General features: G+C 74.5%; 14 protein-coding genes and 2 pseudogenes. 9 read left to right on the top strand and 7 right to left on the bottom strand.

All coding sequences use genetic code 11. From position 1 onward, the window contains the following. Window positions 1-203: 203 nt before the first annotated feature. Window positions 204-3,149, bottom strand: coding sequence for a glycoside hydrolase family 3 C-terminal domain-containing protein (locus CUT44_RS05660; RefSeq protein WP_100201050.1), 2,946 nt, complete (start codon window positions 3,147-3,149; stop codon window positions 204-206). A gap of 360 nt (window positions 3,150-3,509) precedes the next feature. Here CUT44_RS05660 and CUT44_RS33845 point away from each other — a divergent pair. Then, window positions 3,510-3,746 (top strand): annotated as a pseudogene (locus CUT44_RS33845) (carbohydrate ABC transporter permease); the annotation flags it as partial. Window positions 3,747-3,794: 48 nt separating this feature from the next. On the opposite strand, the gene CUT44_RS05650 reads toward CUT44_RS33845, so the two are convergent. The 4 genes and pseudogenes from CUT44_RS05650 to CUT44_RS05635 form a co-directional block, all read right to left on the bottom strand. Then, window positions 3,795-4,181, bottom strand: coding sequence for a VOC family protein (locus CUT44_RS05650; protein ID WP_100201048.1), 387 nt, complete (start codon window positions 4,179-4,181; stop codon window positions 3,795-3,797). Further along, entirely contained in the window at window positions 4,178-4,471 is a 294-nt protein-coding gene (locus tag CUT44_RS05645; RefSeq protein ID WP_100201047.1) for an ArsR/SmtB family transcription factor, read from the bottom strand. Before CUT44_RS05645 ends, CUT44_RS05650 begins: the two co-directional genes overlap by 4 nt. A gap of 76 nt (window positions 4,472-4,547) precedes the next feature. Then, window positions 4,548-6,546 (bottom strand): annotated as a pseudogene (locus CUT44_RS05640) (glycoside hydrolase family 31 protein). Window positions 6,547-6,741: 195 nt separating this feature from the next. Continuing rightward, complete coding sequence (locus CUT44_RS05635; protein WP_100201046.1) at window positions 6,742-7,755, bottom strand: LacI family DNA-binding transcriptional regulator; 1,014 nt, start codon at window positions 7,753-7,755, stop codon at window positions 6,742-6,744. A 230-nt stretch (window positions 7,756-7,985) separates the two neighbouring features. Between CUT44_RS05635 and CUT44_RS05630 the strand changes: the two genes are divergently transcribed. Beyond that, window positions 7,986-9,902: an acyl-CoA dehydrogenase family protein gene (locus tag CUT44_RS05630; RefSeq protein ID WP_100201045.1), complete on the top strand. Its 1,917-nt coding sequence runs from the start codon at window positions 7,986-7,988 to the stop codon at window positions 9,900-9,902. A gap of 64 nt (window positions 9,903-9,966) precedes the next feature. Here the strand turns inward: CUT44_RS05630 and CUT44_RS05625 are convergent, their stop codons facing one another. Then, a complete protein-coding gene (locus CUT44_RS05625) occupies window positions 9,967-10,587 on the bottom strand; it encodes an alpha/beta hydrolase (protein ID WP_100201044.1) in 621 nt (206 codons plus the stop codon). Between the two features lie 11 nt (window positions 10,588-10,598). After that, window positions 10,599-11,126: a GNAT family N-acetyltransferase gene (locus tag CUT44_RS05620; protein ID WP_100201043.1), complete on the bottom strand. Its 528-nt coding sequence runs from the start codon at window positions 11,124-11,126 to the stop codon at window positions 10,599-10,601. A gap of 119 nt (window positions 11,127-11,245) precedes the next feature. Here CUT44_RS05620 and CUT44_RS05615 point away from each other — a divergent pair, with 119 nt between their 5' ends. From CUT44_RS05615 to CUT44_RS05585, 7 genes are all read left to right on the top strand, one after another. Next, window positions 11,246-11,785, top strand: a complete 540-nt coding sequence (locus tag CUT44_RS05615) for a PadR family transcriptional regulator (RefSeq protein ID WP_100201042.1) — start codon at window positions 11,246-11,248, stop codon at window positions 11,783-11,785. Continuing rightward, on the top strand, window positions 11,782-12,489 hold the full coding sequence (locus tag CUT44_RS05610; protein ID WP_100201041.1) for an ABC transporter ATP-binding protein: 708 nt from the start codon (window positions 11,782-11,784) through the stop codon (window positions 12,487-12,489). Before CUT44_RS05615 ends, CUT44_RS05610 begins: the two co-directional genes overlap by 4 nt. After that, window positions 12,486-14,036, top strand: a complete 1,551-nt coding sequence (locus CUT44_RS05605; protein WP_100201040.1) for a hypothetical protein — start codon at window positions 12,486-12,488, stop codon at window positions 14,034-14,036. Before CUT44_RS05610 ends, CUT44_RS05605 begins: the two co-directional genes overlap by 4 nt. Before the next feature lie 60 nt (window positions 14,037-14,096). Beyond that, complete coding sequence (gene dxr / locus CUT44_RS05600; protein WP_100201039.1) at window positions 14,097-15,431, top strand: 1-deoxy-D-xylulose-5-phosphate reductoisomerase; 1,335 nt, start codon at window positions 14,097-14,099, stop codon at window positions 15,429-15,431. Further along, the gene (locus tag CUT44_RS05595; protein WP_100201038.1) at window positions 15,428-16,732 is read left to right on the top strand and encodes a M50 family metallopeptidase; all 1,305 of its coding nucleotides are present in this window, start codon (window positions 15,428-15,430) and stop codon (window positions 16,730-16,732) included. Before dxr ends, CUT44_RS05595 begins: the two co-directional genes overlap by 4 nt. 209 nt (window positions 16,733-16,941) lie before the next feature. After that, window positions 16,942-18,096, top strand: coding sequence for a flavodoxin-dependent (E)-4-hydroxy-3-methylbut-2-enyl-diphosphate synthase (gene ispG, locus CUT44_RS05590; protein WP_100201037.1), 1,155 nt, complete (start codon window positions 16,942-16,944; stop codon window positions 18,094-18,096). Between the two features lie 97 nt (window positions 18,097-18,193). Then, on the top strand, window positions 18,194-19,039 hold the full coding sequence (locus CUT44_RS05585) for a GNAT family N-acetyltransferase (RefSeq protein ID WP_100201036.1): 846 nt from the start codon (window positions 18,194-18,196) through the stop codon (window positions 19,037-19,039). Window positions 19,040-19,118 lie beyond the last annotated feature (79 nt).

Below are 19,118 nucleotides of genomic sequence, written 5' to 3'. Positions count from 1 at the left end.
CGGGCAGTTCGGCGAGCGGACCGAGGCGCGCGGGCACGGGCAGCAGAGGGACGTCCCGGCTCATGGGCGCCTCCACGGGGCGGCGGACGGTGCCCCGAACCGTATCCGGCCGGTGTGACGGCGGGGCGTGCGGCGTGCCCGGAAGGGCCGCCGCGGCCCGGCCGGCCCCCATCGGGCCGGGACGCGGCGTGGTCCGCCTGTCGTCAGGGGGATTCGGCGGACGAGGGGCCGCCGAAGCCCAGGCGGGCCAGTCTGACGGGGCCGTGCAGGACGGCCAGCAGGCCGCGTACGCCCGTGGGGGGATCGGGCAGTTCGGCCCGCACGGTGGTGTACGCGTGGCGGTCGCCGGTGGCGGGGACGGTGAGCGAGGCCAGCAGCCGGTCGCCGCCCGGGTCGTCCAGGTGCAGGGCGATCTCCGCCTCGCCCGGCTCCGCGCGGGCGGCCGTCACGGTGACGGTGGTGGGGCGGGAGCGGAAGTCGCACGCGTGGAAGACCAGTTCACCCGGGCCCAGGCCGGCCGTGGCGACCGCGTCGCCGCGTTCCCGGGTCAGGTCCACCAGTTCGGTGCCGTGCTGCTCGTCGTAGTCGGCGGCCCGCAGGTCCGCCACCGACCGCGGCCGTGGCGGCTCCCCGTCCACCCGGACGACCGCCGTGGTGCGCAGGTCGGTGCTGGAGGAGCCGGCGTCGATCCCGTAGGTGCCCGGGGTCACCGTCCAGCGGCCGTGGGCGACGTCCCAGCAGCCGAGCGCGTCGGCGAGCGGGACGGCGAACTCCACCTGTGCCGTCTGCCCGGGGGCCAGGCGGATCCGGCGGTGGGCGGCCAGGGCGCGGCGGGGGCGGGGCAGCTCGGGCCCGGCCACCCCGACCGCCCGGGTGTAGAGCTGAACGACCTCGTCGCCGGCCGCGTGCCCGGTGTTGGTCACCGCGCAGCGGGCGGTCAGCGTCCCGCCGTCGTGTCCGGCCGTCAGCGGGCCGTAGGCGAAGGAGGTGTACGACAGGCCGTGGCCGAAGGGGTAGAGCGGGGTGCCGCCGAAGTACAGGTAGGTGGTGCGGGCGCCGATGATGTCGTAGTCCAGCAGCCCGGGAAGGTCCGCGTCGCGGGCGTACCAGGTCTGCGGCAGCCGCCCGCCCGGTGGGACGTCGCCGGTCAGCACGGCGGCCAGGGCCTGCCCGGCGGCCTGCCCGCCGTGGGCCGTCCACAGCAGGGCGGGCAGGGCGGCGTCGGCCTCCCGCACCGCGTACGGGTAGGAGGAGACGAGCACCAGGGCGGTGCGCGGATTGGCGGCGCGGGCCGCCCGCCACAGCCGGTCCTGCTGCGGAGGGAGGGCGAGGGTGGTGCGGTCCTCGGTCTCCCGGCCGCCGATGTGCGGGTCGTTGCCCGCGACGACGAGGACCACGTCGGCGTCCCGGGCGGTGTCCGCCACCGCGTCCGTGCCGCGTTCGACGGTCTCCAGGGTGAAGGTGGTGCCCGCCTCGCGGTCCCGGGCGAGGCGGGCACCGTCCGCGGGGGCCGTCACGTACCGGCCCGTGCCCCGGTGCCAGAGCAGCCGCCCGCCGCGGTACGGGCGCAGCTCGAAGGTCTCCCGGACCACCCAGCCGCCCGGCTGCTCCGCCGAGGCGCGCAGCAGGCCGTCCTCGGCGACCGACAGACAGCGGCCGTCCGCCGCGCGCAGGGTCAGCACCCCGCCGCCCCAGTCCGCCAGGGCGAACTCCGCGGCCGCCCCGGGCTCGGCGGTCACCGTCAGGGGCGGCAGATCGGTGCGGCCCCGCCGCAGTGCCGGGTCCAGCGTCCCCGCCGCCGTACCGCCGTCACCGCCCTCCCCGCCGGCCGGCCCCGGCGGGGAGGGCGGTACGGACAGCCAGCCGTCCCGGCAGCGCAGCCGCACCCGGTCGGAGCCCTCGGCGTACGTCACCCGGTCGGCGCCGAACCGTTCGCGGAGCCCGTCCAGCGGGGTGGAGCGGCGCAGCAGGGTGCCGCTGTACCAGTCCAGCTTGCACTCGTCGGCCAGCAGCCCGACGACCGCCACCCGGGTGCCCCCGGCCAGCGGCAGCAGGCCGTCGTTCTTCAGCAGGACGACCGCCTGCTCGGCGGCCTCGCGGGCCAGCGCACGGTGTCCGGGGGTGTCGAACGCGGCTCCGGCTGTGTTTCCGGCGGTCCCGGCGGTCCCGGCATCCTCGCCGCCGGGCGGCTCCGGGTCGAACTCGCCCAGCGCGCAGCGCATCGCCAGCAGCCGCAGCACCGCCGTGTCGACGTCGTCCTGTTTCAGCAGCCCGCGCTCCAGCGCGCCGCGCACCCGGGCGAGGGTGGGGGCGGGGTCCTCGCCGTGGTCGGTGAAGCTGTCCACCCCGGCGCGCAGGGCGGCGGCGACGGCCTCCTCGTGGGTGCCGCAGTACCCCTGGGAGCCGGCCAGGTTGCCGGGGGCGCCCGCGTCCGAGCAGATCACCAGGTCGTGGTCGCACCAGGTGCGCAACTGCTCGGCCAGCAGCGGGGAGAGATGGTTGGGCCGGCCGTTGACCAGGTTGTACGCGGGCATCACCCCGGCCACCGCGCCCGCGGCGACCGGGCCGCGGAAGGCGGGCAGCTCGTACTCGTGCAGCACCCGGGGCCGCACCGACACCGAGGAGGTGTCCCGTTCGGTTTCGCTGTTGTGCGCCAGCCAGTGCTTGAGCACCGGGGCGGTGCGCCAGCGCACCGGGTCGTCGCCCCGCAGACCGCGGGTGTACGCGGTGGCCAGCGCGGCGGTCAGGCGCGGGTCCTCGGAGTAGCCCTCCTCGTTGCGGCCCCACAGCGGGTGGCGCAGCAGGTTGACGGTGGGGGACCAGATGTTGAGCCCGACACGCGGATCGCGGGCCCGCATCGCGCGCGCCTCGCGGCCCACCGCCTCGCCGACCCGCCGCACCAGCTCGTCGTTCCAGGTCGCGCCCAGCCCCACCGCCTGCGGGAAGACGGTCGCCGGACCCGCCCACGCCACCCCGTGCAGCGCCTCCTGACCGGTGCGGAAGGCGGCCAGGCCGAGGCGTTCCACCGCGGGGGCGAACTGGTGCAGCATCGCGACGCGCTCGTCCGGGGTGAGCCGCTCCAGCAGGTCCCGGGCGCGCTCGCGGACGGGCGCCCGGGGGTCGCGGAAGAGCGGCTGGTGGGTGCTCACGGGTGGCGGGTCCCTCCGGGCGCGGCGGTTGAGCGGTCCACTATTCGAAGCGCTTCGATGCTGTGGCGAGTAAGAGTGGGTGTCAAGACACCGAACGGCAACAACCGGTTGTGCCGCTCGACTGCCTGCTTCCGCAAGGCATATGAGGGCCCGGCGTTTCTCCGCGCCGACTCTTGCGCGGTGCACCCCTCCCACCTGATCTCGGCGCAGTATCGAAGCGCTTCGACCGACATGCCCGGCCGGTGGAACACCGCCGTCTACTCTCCCGTCGTCCCGCGCCACCCCGTGCCACCCCGCGCCCCCTCGTGCCGCCGCGACGCCCCCACCGACACCCCCACCGACGTGTCGCCACGAAGGGTTGCCGCCATCTACCTCGACGACCGGACGAAGATGCCGCTCCAGGTGGTGCTCAACCAGATCGTCCTGGAGGGCCAGCGGCCGGTGGGCATGTCCCAGACCGTCAACACCGGCCAGCTCCATGCCCCGTCGGTGCAGACGGCGGTCATGGTGCTGGCCCTGCTGCCGGTCGCCGTGCTCTCGCCCTTCGTCCAGAAGCACTTCCGCAAGGGGATGCCCACCGGCGCCGTCAAGGGCTGAACCCGCCCCCGTGGCGGACAGCGGCGGAAGGCCCCCGACGGGCGGGGCTCACGCGTAGTGGGCGATCTGGATCAGGTTGCCGCAGGTGTCGTCCAGTACCGCGGTGGTGACCGGGCCCATCTCCAGCGGCTCCTGAGTGAAGCGCACCCCGAGCCCCCGCAGGCGGTCGAACTCGGCGTGCACGTCCTCCACGGCGAAGGAGGTGACCGGGATGCCGTCGCCGGCCAGCGCCGTCTTGTACGGCCCGACGGCGGGGTGGTCGTCGGGCTCCAGCGACAGCTCGGTGCCGTCGGGGTCCTCCGGCGAGACGACGGTCAGCCACCGGTGCTCGCCGAGCGGGACCTCGGTCTTCTTCCGGAAACCCAGCACCTCCGTGTAGAAGCGCAGGGCCTTGTCCTGGTCGTCGACGTGGACACTGGACAGATGGATTCTCATGGGCCGCTCTCCGGCGATTCGGGCCTGAGCCACCGGGTCACGATGCGCTCAAGCGGTTCGGTGTTCAGGTCGTGGAACTTGTAGCGGCCCTGGCGCCGGGTGCGGACCAGGTCCGCGGCCTCCAGTACGGCGAGGTGCTGGCTGACCGCCTGACGGGAGAGCCCCAGACCGTGCTTGGCCGCCAGCCGCGCGCAGATCTCGAACAGCGACTGGCCGTCCCGTTCCACCAGCTCGTCGAGGATGCGCCGACGGGTGGGGTCGGCCAGCGCCTTGAAGACATCCTCCGCCATGACCCCCACGATAGGCAAGTGGGCGCTTGCCTATCAATCCGGGCGCCCTCGTGCCGTCCCCCCGCGGACGGCACACCTAGTGCCGCTGGTGCCGCGCCGGCGCGTCCTCCCGGACCGGCAGCCGGGCGCCGTCCCGCAGGAACAGCGGGATCCGCTCCAGCGGGGCGGGCACGGTGACGGGCCCGCCCCCCCGGGTACGCCTCGCCGGTCCAGGCGTCCGCCCACTCCGCGCCCGACGGAAGGTGGACGGTGCGCTCCCGGGCGCCCGCCTCCAGCACCGGCGCCACCAGCAGGTCCGGCCCGAGCAGGAAGGCGTCGGCCACCTCCCAGGCGGCCGGGTCACCGGGGAACTCCAGGAACAGCGGCCGCATCGGCGGCAGCCCCTCGGTGTGCGCGGTGCGCATCTGCGCCAGCACATACGGCCGGAGCCGCTCGCGCAGCCGCAGATACGCCGCCATGATCTCCCCGGCCTCCGCCCCGTAGGACCACACCTCGTTGGGGCCGCCCGTCATCTCCGGCCCCAGCGGCGTGCCGGGCTCGCGGAAGCCGTGCAGCCGCATCAGCGGGGAGAACGCGCCGAACTGGAACCAGCGCACCATCACCTCGCGGTACGCCGGGTCCCCGGGATCGCCGCCGTGGAAGCCGCCGATGTCGGTGTTCCACCAGGGGATGCCGGACAGCGCGGTGTTGAGCCCGGCCGCGAGCTGGCGGCGCAGGGTGGCGAAGTCGGTGCCGATGTCACCGGACCACAGGGCGGCGCCGTAGCGCTGGGCCCCGGCCCGGACCGACCGGTTGAGGGTGATGATCTCCGTTTCCCCCTCGGCGGCCAGGCCGTCGTGGACGGTGCGGGCGTTCTCGCGCGGGTAGAGGTTGCCCACCTCCAGGCCCGGGCCGGCGTGGTAGCGGAGATTGGCGGAGAAGCCGGGCCGCAGCTCCGGTTCGCCGGCGTCCAGCCAGAAGGCCGTGACGCCGTGCGCGAGGTAGTTCTCCCGGAGACGGGACCACACGAAGTCGCGGGCCTCGGGGTCGGTGGCGTCGTAGAAGGCGACCTGGACGGGCTCGGCCACCCCCTTGTCGGGCCAGTCGGCGTGGGCCAGCGGCCCGTACTCGGTGCCGATGAACAGCCCGGCGTGCTCCATCGGCCCGTGGTTCTCGCTCAGCGGGGAGACCGACGGCCACACCGAGACCACCAGCTTGACCCCCAGCTCGTCCAGTTCCTTGACCATCGCCGCCGGATCGGGCCACTGCTCCGGGTCGAACCGCCACTCGCCCAGGTGCGTCCAGCGGAAGAAGTCGCAGACGATCGCCGAGAGGGGCAGGCCGCGCCGCCGGTACTCGCGGGCCACCGACAGCAGCTCCTCCTGGGTGCGGTAGCGCAGCTTGCACTGCCAGAAGCCGGCCGCCCACTCCGGCAGCCTCGGGGTGCGGCCGGTGGCCGCGGAGTAGCGGCGCTGGGCGTCGGCCGGGTTCCCGGCGGTGATCCAGTAGTCGATCTGGCGGGCGGAGTCGGCGACCCAGCGGGTGCCGTTGTGCGCCAGCTCCACCCGGCCGACGGCCGGGCTGTTCCACAGCAGGGTGTAGTCGCGGGAGGAGGTCAGGACCGGGATGGAGACCTCGGCGTTGCGCTGGACGAGGTCGAGCACCGTGCCCTTCTGGTCCAGCAGCCCGTGCTGGTGCCGGCCCAGGCCGTACAGCCGCTCGCCGGAGTACGCGGCGAAGCGCTGCTCCAGACGGTGGTAGCCGTTGCCGGTGGCGGTGTGCAGCCGGGAGCCGGGCCACCAGAAGTGGGCGCGGTCCTCCGTCAGCAGCTCGGCGCCGCCGTCGGTGCGCAGGAAGCGGACCATGCCCTCGGCGCTCACCACGGCGGTGATCGCGCCGCAGGTCAGCACGGCGTACCCGGGCTCGGTCCGGATCTCGGCCGCGGCCCCCGGCGGCGGTTCGGCCAGCAGCGCGCCCGGCAGCCCGGCCAGGACGGGGCCGCCCAGCCGGGCCCGTACCCGTACGGCGTCCGGCCCCCAGGGCTCCAGCCGCAGGGTCTCCTGCCGCCCGCGCCACTCCAGCGCGCCGCCGAGCACCCGGAAGGTGCCGCGGGTGGGGGAGGGCTGCGCCGGCGACGAGGGCGGCGGGGCGAACCCGGCGGACGGGACGGACGGGGCGGCGGAGGGGGAGGTGCCGACGGGAGAGGCGGAGGGGAGGGAGGGGGAGGCGGACACGGTGCTCCTGCGGCTGGTGGCGGAGGACGGGGCGTGCCGGGCGGGGACGGGCGGGGGTCAGGGCCGGCCGGGGGCCGGGCCCGAGCTGGCCCGCACGGTCAGCCGGGGCGGCAGCAGCTCGAGCCGCTCCTCCCGCTCGCCGCGCACCTTGGCCATCACCAGCTCCACCGCCCGGCGCCCCATCTCGTGAGCCGGTATGGCCACCGAGGTCAGCCGTACGGACGCCTGGGCGGCCACCTGGTCGGGGCAGACGGCGATCACCGAGACGTCCTCGGGGACGGCCCTGCCCTGCCGGCGCAGCAGGCTCAGCAGCGGGTCGATGGCGGCCTCGTTCTGCACGACGAAGCCGGTGGTGCCGGGCCGCTCGTCGAGGATGCGGGCGAGGGTCCCGGCCATCGCCGCGTAGCTGCCCTCGCAGGGGCGGTGCAGCAGCCGCACGCCCAGCTCGGCGGCGCGGGTGCGCAGCCCGTCCCGGGTCCGCTCGGCGAAGCCGGTGTGCCGCTCGTAGACGGCGGCCGCCTCGCCGACGACCGCGACATCGCGGTGGCCCAGTTCGGCCAGGTGCTCCACGCACAGCGCGCCGGTGGCGGTGAAGTCCAGGTCGACGCAGGTGAGCCCGGTGGCGTCGGTGGGGACGCCGATCAGTACGGCCGGACGCCCGGTCTCGCGCAGCAGCGGCAGCCGGGCGTCGTCCAGCTCGACGTCCATCAGGATCATCGCGTCGGCCAGTCCGCTGCCCGCCACCCGGCGTACCGCGGCCGTGCCCTCCTCGCCGGTCAGCAGCAGCACGTCGTGGTCGTGGGAGCGTGCGGTGGTGGCGACGGCCAGCGCGATCTCCATCATCACCGGCACGTACATGTCGGTGCGCAGCGGCATCATCAGCGCGATGATGTTCGACCTGCTGCTGGCCAGCGCCCGCGCGCCCGCGTTGGGGTGGTAGCCCAGTTCCCTGATGCTCTCCTCGACCCGCTCCCGGGTGGCGGCCGAGATGGAACGCTTGCCGCTGAGGACGTAGCTCACGGTGCTGGCGGAGACCCCGGCGTGCCGGGCGACCTCGGCGAGAGTGACCACGGGTCCTCCAGGCGGTGCGGGAGCGATTGGTGAAGCGCTTCGACAGTGGATCTGCGGACCGACCCTAGACCGGCCCCCACTAGCTGTCCAGATGCAGCGCGTCGGGGCGTCGAAGCGCTTCAACTGGCCGGTAGTAACCGGTTCTACGATAAGCGACATGAGTTACATAAGCCCTCAAACGGGTAAACAGGGCTGACCGGCATCCGTCGGCAGTGCGAGGTGAGCCCGAGATGACCGTCTCCGAGCGTGAGGCACGACAGGTGGCCGAGGCCGCCCGGGAGCAGCACTGGCGCAGGCCGAGCTTCGCCAGGGAGCTTTTCCTGGGCCGTCTCCGCCTCGACCTGGTGCACCCCCACCCCCGGCCCGGGGCCACGGCCGCCCGCCGCGGCGAGGAGTTCCTCGCCGGGCTGCGGGAGTTCTGCGAGACCTCGGTGGACGGCCCCCGCATCGAACGCGAGGGCCGCGTCCCCGACGAGGTGATCAAGGGACTCAAGGCCATCGGCGCGCTCGGCATGAAGATCGACCGGCGCTACGGCGGCCTGGGGCTGAGCCAGCTCCACTACAACCGGGCACTGGCCCTGGTCGCCTCCGCCAGCCCCGCCCTCGGCGCGCTGCTCTCGGCCCACCAGTCCATCGGCGTCCCCCAGCCGCTGGCGCGGTTCGGCACCGAGGAGCAGAGGGAGGCCTTCCTGCCGCGCTGCGCCACCACCGACATCTCCGCCTTCCTGCTCACCGAACCGGACGTCGGCTCCGACCCGGCCCGGCTGGCCACCACCGCCGTGCCCGAGGGCGACAGCTACGTCCTGGACGGCGTGAAGCTGTGGACCACCAACGGCGTCATCGCCGACCTGCTCGTCGTCATGGCGCGCGTGCCGGCCTGTGAGGGGCACCCCGGCGGCATCACCGCCTTCGTCGTCGAGGCCGGCTCCGCGGGCATCACCGTGGAGCGGCGCAACGCCTTCATGGGCCTGCGCGGCATCGAGAACGGGGTCACCCGATTCCACCGGGTCCGCGTCCCGGCGGCCAACCGCGTCGGCCCCGAGGGCGCCGGCCTGCGGATCGCGCTGACCACCCTCAACACCGGACGTCTCTCCCTGCCCGCGATGTGCGCCGGCGCGGGCAAGTGGTGCCTGAGGATCGCCCGCGAGTGGTCCGCGGCCCGTGAGCAGTGGGGCAGGCCGATCGCCCGCCACGAGGCCGTCGGCACCAAGATCTCCTTCATCGCCGCGACCACCTTCGCCCTGGAGGCCGTTCTCGAACTCTCCTCCCAGCTGGCCGACGACGACCGCAACGACATCCGCATCGAGGCCGCCCTCGCCAAGCTCCACGCCTCGGAGGCGGCGTACCGGATGGCCGACGAACTGGTCCAGATCCGGGGCGGGCGCGGCTTCGAGACCGCCGACTCCCTCGCCGCCCGGGGCGAGCGCGGCGTACCGGCCGAGCAGCTGCTGCGCGATCTGCGCATCAACCGGATCTTCGAGGGGTCCTCGGAGATCATGCGGCTGTTCATCGCCCGGGAGGCCGTCGACGCCCATCTGTCGGTCGCCGGCGACCTGGTCGATCCGGACGCCTCCCCGGCCGACAAGGCCCGGGCCGCCGCCCGGGCCGGCGGTTTCTACGCCCGCTGGCTGCCGACACTGCTCGCCGGTCCGGGGCAGCTGCCCGGCAGCTACCGGGAGTTCCGGCCGGCCGGCCACCGCGACCTGGCGGTCCATCTGCGCTACGTGGAGCGCGCCTGCCGCCGGCTGGCCCGCGCCACCTTCGCCGGCATGGCCCGCTGGCAGGGCGGCCTGGAACGCAGGCAGGCCTTCCTGGGGCGGATCGTGGACATCGGCGCCGAGCTGTTCGCGATGAGCGCCGCCTGCGTGCGGGCGGAGATGCTGCGTGCCGACGGTGCCGACGGCCGTGCCGCCTACCAGCTCGCCGACGCCTTCTGCCGTCAGGCCCGCCTCCGCGCCGAGGAGCTCTTCGGCCGACTGTGGGCCAACACCGACGACGTCGACCGCCAGGTCGTCCGCGGCGTGCTCGGCGGTGTCTACACCTGGCTGGAGGAAGGCGTTCTGGACCCGTCCGTCCCCGGCCCCTGGATCGCCGAGGCCGCTCCGGGCCCGTCCACCGCCCCGGACGTCCACCGCCGCATCGGCTGACGGGCGGCCGGGGCCGCCGCGCTCCGGGCCGGGACGCGGCGCCCCAGAGCGGGGTCGTACTCGGTCAGCACCACGCCCGCGTGGTCGGACCCGGTCTCGGTACAGGCCACCGGCCAGCCCCGGCCGCGGAGGACGGGCACGAAGTCCCGCGAGTGGTGGACGGCCGCGATGCCGTCGGCGCCGCCGTGCACCAGTTGGACGGGGACCGGGGGACCGATTCCGCCGCCAGTTCCTCCCGCAGGTCCCGCAGGCCCGTCTCCGGGCGCTCCCAGAGGTACCGGCCCGCGATCCCGGCGGCCGCCGCGGGCCGCCACCCGTCCACCAGTCCGGGCCGGACCGCAGCGCTCGGCGCGGGGTACGCGCCCAGTGACCAGCCCGTCGGCACGATCCGGCCGGTGTCGCCACCGAAGTCGCCCGCCCGCTCCCGGACGAACCGTACCGACGCCCGCGGATGCCCCCAGCCGCCGTCGGGCGCGTCCGGGCGCCAGTCGGGCACCACGACCACCAGCCCCGGGGCGGCGGCCTCCCGGGCGAGCGGCGCGAGCACGTCCCGCTCGCCCGGGCCTCTGCCGTGCCACGGCGGGACGGTGGGGGCGGCGCCGTGGCCCGGCGGACGGGCGGGCCGGTGGACGTCCAGCAGTTCGCCGCCGGCCTCGTGGTACGGGGCGCTTCGCGTCTCGATCACGGTGCTTCCGCTCACACCCGGCCGAAGGGCTCGGCGTAGGCGAAGGTGCCGCGCGGTGCGGGGTCCTCCGGACCGTACGCGGTCAGCGTACGGACCTGGAAGTACCGCCCCCAGGCGGGATCGGGCGGGGTGATGCCGTACTCCGCGGCCGCCCGGAAGCCGAACCGGCCGTAGTACGCGGGCTCGCCCAGCAGCGCCACCAGCGGCTCGCCGAGAGCGTCGGCCGCACCCAGCACGGTGTGGACCAGCGCCGAGCCGACGCCGCGCCGCTGGTGACCGGGGTGCACGCTCAGCGGCCCCAGACCCAGTGCGGGCCGCTCCCCGACGCGGCCGCGGGTGCACACCACATGCCCGGTCACCTTCCCGTCCGCGCCCTCGGCCACCAGCGACAGCGCGGGCAGCCACCCGTCACAGCCGCGCAGTTCGTCCAGCAGGGTGACCTCCACCGGAACGGGCGTCCGGGCCCGGCCGGCGAAGGCCGCGCCGGTCACGGCGGTCACGGCGGGGAGGTCGTCGGGGCGCTCGCGTCGGATCAGCACCGCGGCAGTCTGGCGCGTCCCCGGCGGGGCGGCAACGGGGTTTCCCGCGGTCCTGCCGCACGGGCCCGCCGGGCTGAGCGGCTTGACGCCGGCTATTCTTTCAGGGAATAGTCGGCGTCATGTCGCCCGCCGCCCATGTCCTGCTCGCACTGCTGGCCGCCGGGCCGCTGCACGGCTACGACTTGAAGAAGACGCACGACCAGCGCTTCCCCAGGGCCAGGCCGCTCGCCTTCGGCCAGGTCTACGGCACGCTCGGCCGCCTGGAACGCGACGGCCTGGTGGAGCGGCGGGGCCAGAGCCGCGAGGGCGGGCCGGACCGCACCGAGTTCGCCCTCACCGACACCGGACGGGCCAGGCTCCGCGAGTGGCTGGGAGCGGTCGAGACCCCGGCCCCGTACGTCAGCAGCACCCTGCTCGCCAAGGTCGTCGTCGCCCTCCTGGTGGACGGCGTCGACCAGGCCCGCGGCTACCTCACCGCCCAGCGGCAGGCGCACACCGACCGGCTGCGCGAGCTGACCGCCGTCAAGACCGACCCGGAGGCATCCCTGGCCGACGTGGTCGCCGCCGACTTCGCCATCGCCCACCTCGACGCCGACCTGCGCTGGCTGCGGACCACGCTGGAGCGCGTCGCCGACCTGCACCGGGAGGTGCGCTCATGACGCTCCTACAGGCCCGTGGCCTCGTGAGGTCCTACGGACCCACGCCCGCACTCCGCGGCGTCACCCTGGAACTCGCCGAGGCGGAGATCCTCGCCGTCACCGGTCCCAGCGGCTGCGGCAAGTCCACGCTGCTGCACTGCCTGGCGGGCATCCTCCGCCCCGACGCGGGTGAGGTGCTGTACGGGGGGCAGCGCCTCGACGCCCGCTCGGAGGCGGACCGCTCCCGGCTGCGGCGCACCGAGTTCGGGGTGCTGTTCCAGTTCGGGCAGCTCGTCGCGGAGCTGACGGCGGCCGAGAACGTCGCCCTGCCGCTGCTGCTGGCCGGGAAGGGCCGGCGCGAGGCCCGCACCGCCGCGCTGAACTGGCTGGAGCGGCTGGACGTGGCGGACGTCGCCGACGTGAGGCCCGGTGCGATGTCCGGCGGCCAGCAGCAGCGGTGCGCCGCGGCGCGGGCCCTGGTCACCGAGCCGAGGGTGCTCTTCGCCGACGAGCCCACCGGTGCGCTGGACGCGCTGGCCGGCGAGCGGCTGCTCGGCCAGCTCACCAGGGTCGCCCGGGAGCAGCACACCAGCGTCGTCCTCGTCACCCACGAGCCCGCGGTCGCCGCCTACGCCGACCGTGAGATCGTCCTGCGGGACGGCACCGTGGACGTCACCGGCCTCGGTGCCGACATATCGGCCGGTACGGCAGGGGGTCGCCGGTGAGGCCCGCCGCGCTGCTGCGCCTGGCCCTGGCCGGGACGCGCACCGACGCCCTGCGGGTGGTGCTCACCGCGCTCAGCGCCGCGCTCGCCGCCCTGGCGGTGTACGCCGCGCTGAACGTGCTGGCCATCCCCGAACCGGGGCCCCGGGCCGACGCGGGCGTCTCCCTGAACAACCAGTACAACAAGCAGATCCTCCAGGAGCCGGGGCTGCGGCCCGGCGTGGTCGCCGCCCTGCTGATGCTCACCATCCCGGTGCTGGCCCTGGCCGGGCAGTGCGCCCGGCTCGGCGCGCCCGCCCGCGACCGGCGGCTCGCCGCGATCCGGCTGGCCGGGGCCACCCCGCGCCAGGCGGTGGCCGTCGCCGCCGCCGAGACGGGCGTGGCGAGCCTGCTGGGCTCCTCCGCGGCGCTCGCCGTCTACCTGGCCGCACACGAGGTACTGCACCTGCCGGACGCGCAGGGCAGGCTGCCGCTGCCGACCGACGTCCTGCCGCCCGTCCCCGCGCTGGCCGCCGCCGTCCTCGGGCTGCCGCTGCTGGCGGCGCTCGTCGCCGCGGCGATGCTGCGCCACGTGGTGGTGAGCCCGTTCGGGGTGGTCCGGCAGGCGAGGCGGGAGCGGGCCCCGCGGCCGTGGTCCGGGATCCTGCTGATGCTCGGCACCGGCGCGTTCCTCGCCACCGGGGCGGGACTGCGCGCCGATGTCCTCCCCGACGAGGCGGTGCCCCTCCTGCTCTTCGCGAGCGGCCTCCTCGCCGCCCTGGGCGTGGTGCTCGGCGCCGGCTGGATCTCCCACACCACCGGCCGGGTGCTGCACCGCCTCGCCCGGCGCCCGGCCCCGCTGCTGGCCGCCCGGCGGCTGCTCGCCGACCCCTGGCACGGCAGCCGCACCCAGGCCGCGCTGCTGGTCTGCGTGGTCTTCGGAGCGGGAGCGGCGGCACTGCGCGCCTACTTCGTGGCCGTGGACCGGGCACGGGCGGAGGTGTGGCGCCGCGATGCCGGGGCGGCCGGTGAGGCGGAACCGGGCGAGTACGAGGGGGACCCCTTCTACCTGAGGACCATGGACCTGGTGGACGCGGCCGTCGCCGTGGCGCTGGTGATCGCCGCCGCCGGGCTGCTGGTCGCCGTGGCGGAGGCCGTCGTCGCCCGCCGCCGCACCCACGCGGCCCTGACGGCCGCCGGTGTGCCCCGCTCCGTGCTGGGCCGGGCGGTGGCCTGGCAGACGCTGGCCCCGCTGGTCCCGGCCGTGCTGCTGGCGACGGCCGTGGGCGCCGTGCTGGGCCGAGGGCTGTTCGGCACCGAGGTGACCGAGGGTGCCGGCGGGCGGTGGGTGTGCGAGGCCGCCGACCCCGGCGTCTGCGACGACCTGGCCTCCTTCGAGGAGCACGGCCGGTTCGTCGAGGTCCCCGGGGTCACACGCGCCGTTCCCGTGCCCCTGGACCACCTCGCGCTCCAGGGCGCGGGCGTGCTGGCACTGGTCCTGGCCGCGACCGGTCTCGCCCTGCTGTTCCTGCGCTCCGCCACGGCGGTGGAGGAACTGCGCACCGGGTGACGCCGCGCGGGACGGGCGGGGGCGGCACCGTCCGTCCCGCGGACCGGACACAATGGGGGAATGACCGAAAGCCCCGCCCCGCTGGCCGACCCGCATCTGAGCCACCCGGCCGACGCTCCCGACGGTGCCGCCCCCGCCGACGGACCGCGCGACATCGTCATCCTGGGCTCCACCGGATCGATCGGCACCCAGGCCGTCGACGTGGTGCTGAGCAATCCCGACCGCTTCCGGGTCACCGGGCTGTCCGCCGCGGGCGGCCGGGTGGAGCTGCTGGCCGAGCAGGCCCACCGGCTGGACGTGGCCACCGTCGCGGTCTTCGACCCGGCGCGGACCGGCGAACTGCGCACGGCGCTGCGCGCCCGGTACGGGGCGGGGCGGCCGCTGCCCGAGGTGCTGGCCGGACCGGAGGCGGCCACCGAACTGGCCGCCTCCCAGTGCCACACCGTCCTCAACGGCATCACCGGCTCCATCGGACTGCGCCCCACCCTCGCCGCGCTGGCGGCGGGCCGCGCCCTGGCGCTGGCCAACAAGGAGTCGCTGATCGTGGGCGGTCCGCTGGTGCGGGCCCTGGCCCGGCCCGGCCAGATCGTCCCCGTCGACTCCGAGCACTCGGCCCTGTTCCAGGCGCTGATGGGCGGCACCCGGGCCGAGGTCCGCAAACTGCTGGTGACCGCCTCCGGCGGTCCCTTCCGGGGCCGCACCCGCGAGGAGCTGGCGGACGTCACCCCCACCGCTGCCCTGGCCCACCCGACCTGGGCGATGGGCCCGGTCATCACGGTCAACTCGGCGACCCTGGTCAACAAGGGCCTGGAGGTCATCGAGGCCCACCTGCTCTACGACATCCCCTTCGAGCGCATCGAGGTCGTCGTCCACCCGCAGTCCTACATTCACTCGATGGTGGAGTTCACCGACGGCTCCACCCTCGCCCAGTGCGGCCCGCCCGACATGCGGCTGCCCATCGCGCTCGGCCTGGGCTGGCCGCACCGGGTGCCCGAGGCCGGCCCCGCCTTCGACTGGTCGAAGGCGATGAACTGGGAGTTCTTCCCCCTGGACGAGAAGGCCTTCCCCGCCGTCTCCCTGGCCTGCCACGTCGGCGCGCTGGGCGGCACCGCCCCCGCGGTGTTCAACGCCGCCAACGAGGAGTGCGTCGAGGCGTTCCTCTCCGGCAGACTGCCGTTCAACGGCATAGTGGACACCGTCGCCGCAGTGGTCGGAGAGCACGGCACCCCCAAGGGAACCGGCCTGACCCTGGAGGAGGTCCTCGACGCCGAGGGCTGGGCCCGCGCCCGGGCCCGTGAACTGGCGGCACGCGCCGCACGTACCGCATCCGGGACGGACGCGGCAGGCAGCACAGGCGGCACAGGCGGCACGGCGACAGCGGAGGCACGCGCATGACGATGGTGATGACCCTTCTCGGCATAGCCGTCTTCGTCTTCGGCCTGCTGTTCTCCATCGCCTGGCACGAGCTGGGCCACCTGTCCACGGCCAAGATGTTCGGTGTCCGCGTGCCGCAGTACATGGTCGGCTTCGGCCCCACCATCTGGTCGAGGCGGAAGGGCGAGACGGAGTACGGCCTCAAGGCGATCCCGCTCGGCGGCTACATCCGCATGATCGGAATGTTCCCGCCCGGTGAGGACGGCGCCATCCGGCAACGCTCCACCTCGCCCTTCCGGGGCATGATCGAGGACGCCCGCGCGGCGGCCTTCGAGGAGCTGAAGCCGGGCGACGAGAAGCGGCTGTTCTACACGCGCAAGCCCTGGAAGCGCGTGATCGTGATGTTCGCCGGCCCCTTCATGAACCTGATCCTGGCCGTGGTGATCTTCGTGGCCACGCTGATGACCTTCGGCATCAACACCACGACCACCACCGTCTCCACCGTCTCCGACTGCGTGATCAGGGTCTCGGAGCGGACCGACACCTGTCCCGGGAGCGCCCCGGACTCCCCGGCCAAGGCCGCCGGCCTCGAGCCCGGCGACACCATCGTCGCGTTCGACGGGGAGGAGGTCGCCGAGTGGGGCGAGCTCCAGCAGCGCATCCGCGACACCATCGGCCCGGCCACCGTGACCGTCGAGCGCGACGGCGAGCGCCTGGTCCTCCAGGCGGAGCTGGTGAGGAACGAGGTCGCCAAGTCCGACGGACGCGGCGGCTACGTCGAGGGCGAGTACGTCACCACCGGCTTCCTCGGCTTCTCCCCGGCCACCGGGGTCGTCCAGCAGTCCTTCCCACAGGCCGTCGACCGGATGGGCGACATGATGGCCAGTGGTGTGGAGGCCCTGCTGCGGCTGCCGGAGAAGATCCCCGGCCTGTGGAACGCCGCCTTCGCCGGGGCCGAGCGCGAGCAGGACTCCCCGATGGGCGTGGTCGGCGCGGCCCGGGTCGGCGGCGAGGTCTTCGCCCTGGAGATCCCGGCGGAGCAGCGGGTGGCGGTGATGCTCTTCCTGGTCGCGGGCTTCAACCTGTCGCTGTTCCTGTTCAACATGCTGCCCCTGCTGCCGCTGGACGGCGGGCACATCGCGGGCGCCCTGTGGGAGTCGGTGCGGCGGGGCCTGGCCAGGGTCCTGCGACGCCCCGACCCCGGTCCGTTCGACGTGGCCAGGCTGATGCCGGTGGCGTACGTGGTGGCGGGCGTCTTCGTCTGCTTCACGCTGCTGGTGCTCATCGCCGACATCGTCAACCCGGTCCGCCTCGCCGGCTGACCGCCGGGGCGGCGGCGTCCGGCCGCGCCGTGTTCGCCGTCCGTTCACCCGCCGCCGTACCGCCTCCCGGCCCGCCGTGCCGGGAGGCGGTACGCCGTGCCGGGAGGCGGACCACGATGTGCCCGGGCCCTCCCGGGTGCCGTAATCTCAGAGGCCGGAGCCCGCGGCCGATCGGGGCATTCGAACCACACCTTGGGGTTGCACACCAGATGACAGCGATTTCGCTCGGAATGCCGTCCGTACCGACGAAGCTGGCCGAACGGCGGGCCAGCCGGAAGATCCAGGTCGGTTCCGTGGCCGTCGGGGGCGACGCCCCGGTCTCGGTGCAGTCGATGACCACCACGGTCACCGCGGACGTCGGTGCCACCCTCCAGCAGATCGCCGAGCTGACCGCGTCCGGCTGCCAGATCGTGCGGGTGGCCTGCCCTTCCCAGGACGACGCCGACGCCCTGCCCGTCATCGCGAGGAAGTCCCAGATCCCGGTGATCGCGGACATCCACTTCCAGCCCAAGTACGTCTTCGCGGCCATCGACGCCGGCTGCGCCGCGGTGCGGGTCAACCCGGGCAACATCCGGCAGTTCGACGACAAGGTCAAGGAGATCGCCAGGGCCGCCGCGGACGCGGGCGTCCCCATCCGCATTGGGGTCAACGCCGGCTCGCTGGACAAGCGGCTGCTGGCCAAGTACGGCAAGGCCACCCCCGAGGCGCTGGTGGAGTCCGCGCTGTGGGAGTGCTCCCTGTTCGAGGAGCACGGCTTCCGCGACATCAAGATCTCGGTCAAGCACAACGACCCGGTCGTGATGGTCAACGCCTACCGGCAGCTCGCGGCGCGCTGCGACTACCCCCTGCACCTGGGGGTGACCGAGGCCGGTCCGGCCTTCCAGGGCACCATCAAGTCGGCGGTCGCCTTCGGCGCCCTGCTGAGCGAGGGCATCGGCGACACCATCCGGGTCTCCCTGTCGGCACCGCCGGTGGAGGAGATCAAGGTCGGCATCCAGATCCTGGAGTCCCTCGGGCTGCGGCAGCGCCGGCTGGAGATCGTCTCCTGCCCCTCCTGCGGCCGGGCCCAGGTGGACGTCTACAAGCTCGCCGACGAGGTCACCGCGGGACTGGAGGGCATGGAGGTTCCGCTGCGGGTGGCCGTGATGGGTTGTGTCGTCAACGGTCCCGGCGAGGCCCGGGAGGCCGACCTGGGTGTCGCCTCGGGCAACGGCAAGGGCCAGATCTTCGTCAAGGGCGAGGTCATCAAGACGGTGCCCGAGTCGAAGATCGTCGAGACCCTCATCGACGAGGCGATGAAGATCGCCGAGCAGATGGAGAAGGACGGCGCGCTCTCCGGGCCGCCGGAGGTCTCCGTCGGCTGACCGGACTTCCGCCGGTGTTCCGGTGCCGCGGCGGCCTGGAGGTACAGTCGGGAAATCGTTCCCGCACCCCTCCAGGCCGCATGGTGAGGCACCCCACGTGTTGACGACGACCACCACCCGCGCCGTCGGACCCCACGAGCTCGACGACGCCCTCGCGGTACTCGACCGCCAGCCCGTCGACAACGCCTTCGTCGCCGCCCGCGTCCGGGGATCCGGCCTGGACCCCTGGCGGCTCGGCGGCGAGATGTGGGGCTGGTACCACCGCGGCCGGCTGGAGGCACTGTGCTACTCCGGGGCCAACCTGGTCCCCGTCTGCGCCGGCCCGGAGGCGGTGCGGGCCTTCGCCGAGCGGGCCCGCCGCCAGGGCCGCCGCTGCTCGTCCGTCGTCGGGCCCGCCGGGCCCACTGCCGCCCTGTGGTCCCGGCTGGAACCGCACTGGGGGCCCGCCCGCGAGATCCGCGCACATCAGCCGCTGATGGCCACCGACCGGCTGCCCGAGGGCATACGCCCCGATCCGTACGTGCGGCGTGTCCGCAAGGACGAGATGGACGTGCTGATGCCGGCCTGTGTGGCGATGTTCACCGAGGAGGTCGGCGTCTCCCCGCTCACCGGGGACGGCGGGCTGATCTACCAGGCCCGGGTCGCCGAACTGGTCGGCGCCGGGCGGGCCTTCGCCCGCATCGAGGACGGCCGGGTGGTCTTCAAGGCCGAGATCGGCGCCGTCACCCCGCAGGCGTGCCAGATCCAGGGCGTGTGGGTCGCTCCGGAGCGCCGCGGCGAGGGACTGTCCGTCACCGGCATGGCGGCGGTGCTGCGCTACGCGCTGACCGAGGTCTCCCCGGTCGTCAGCCTCTACGTCAACGACTACAACACCGCGGCCCGCGCCGCGTACCGGCGGGTGGGCTTCCGCGAGGTCGGGGCCTTCATGAGCGTGCTGTTCTGAACCGGGCCGGGCCGGGCCGGACCGACGACCCCGGCGCGGGGATGATCACTGATTCCTCCGCCGCTCTCCAGTAGGGTCG

It is taken from the genome of Streptomyces carminius, from assembly GCF_002794255.1.
GTDB classification, from domain to species: domain Bacteria; phylum Actinomycetota; class Actinomycetes; order Streptomycetales; family Streptomycetaceae; genus Streptomyces; species Streptomyces carminius.
Note: the sequence above shows the minus strand (reverse complement) of the source record. Positions and strands in the feature narration are given on the sequence as shown.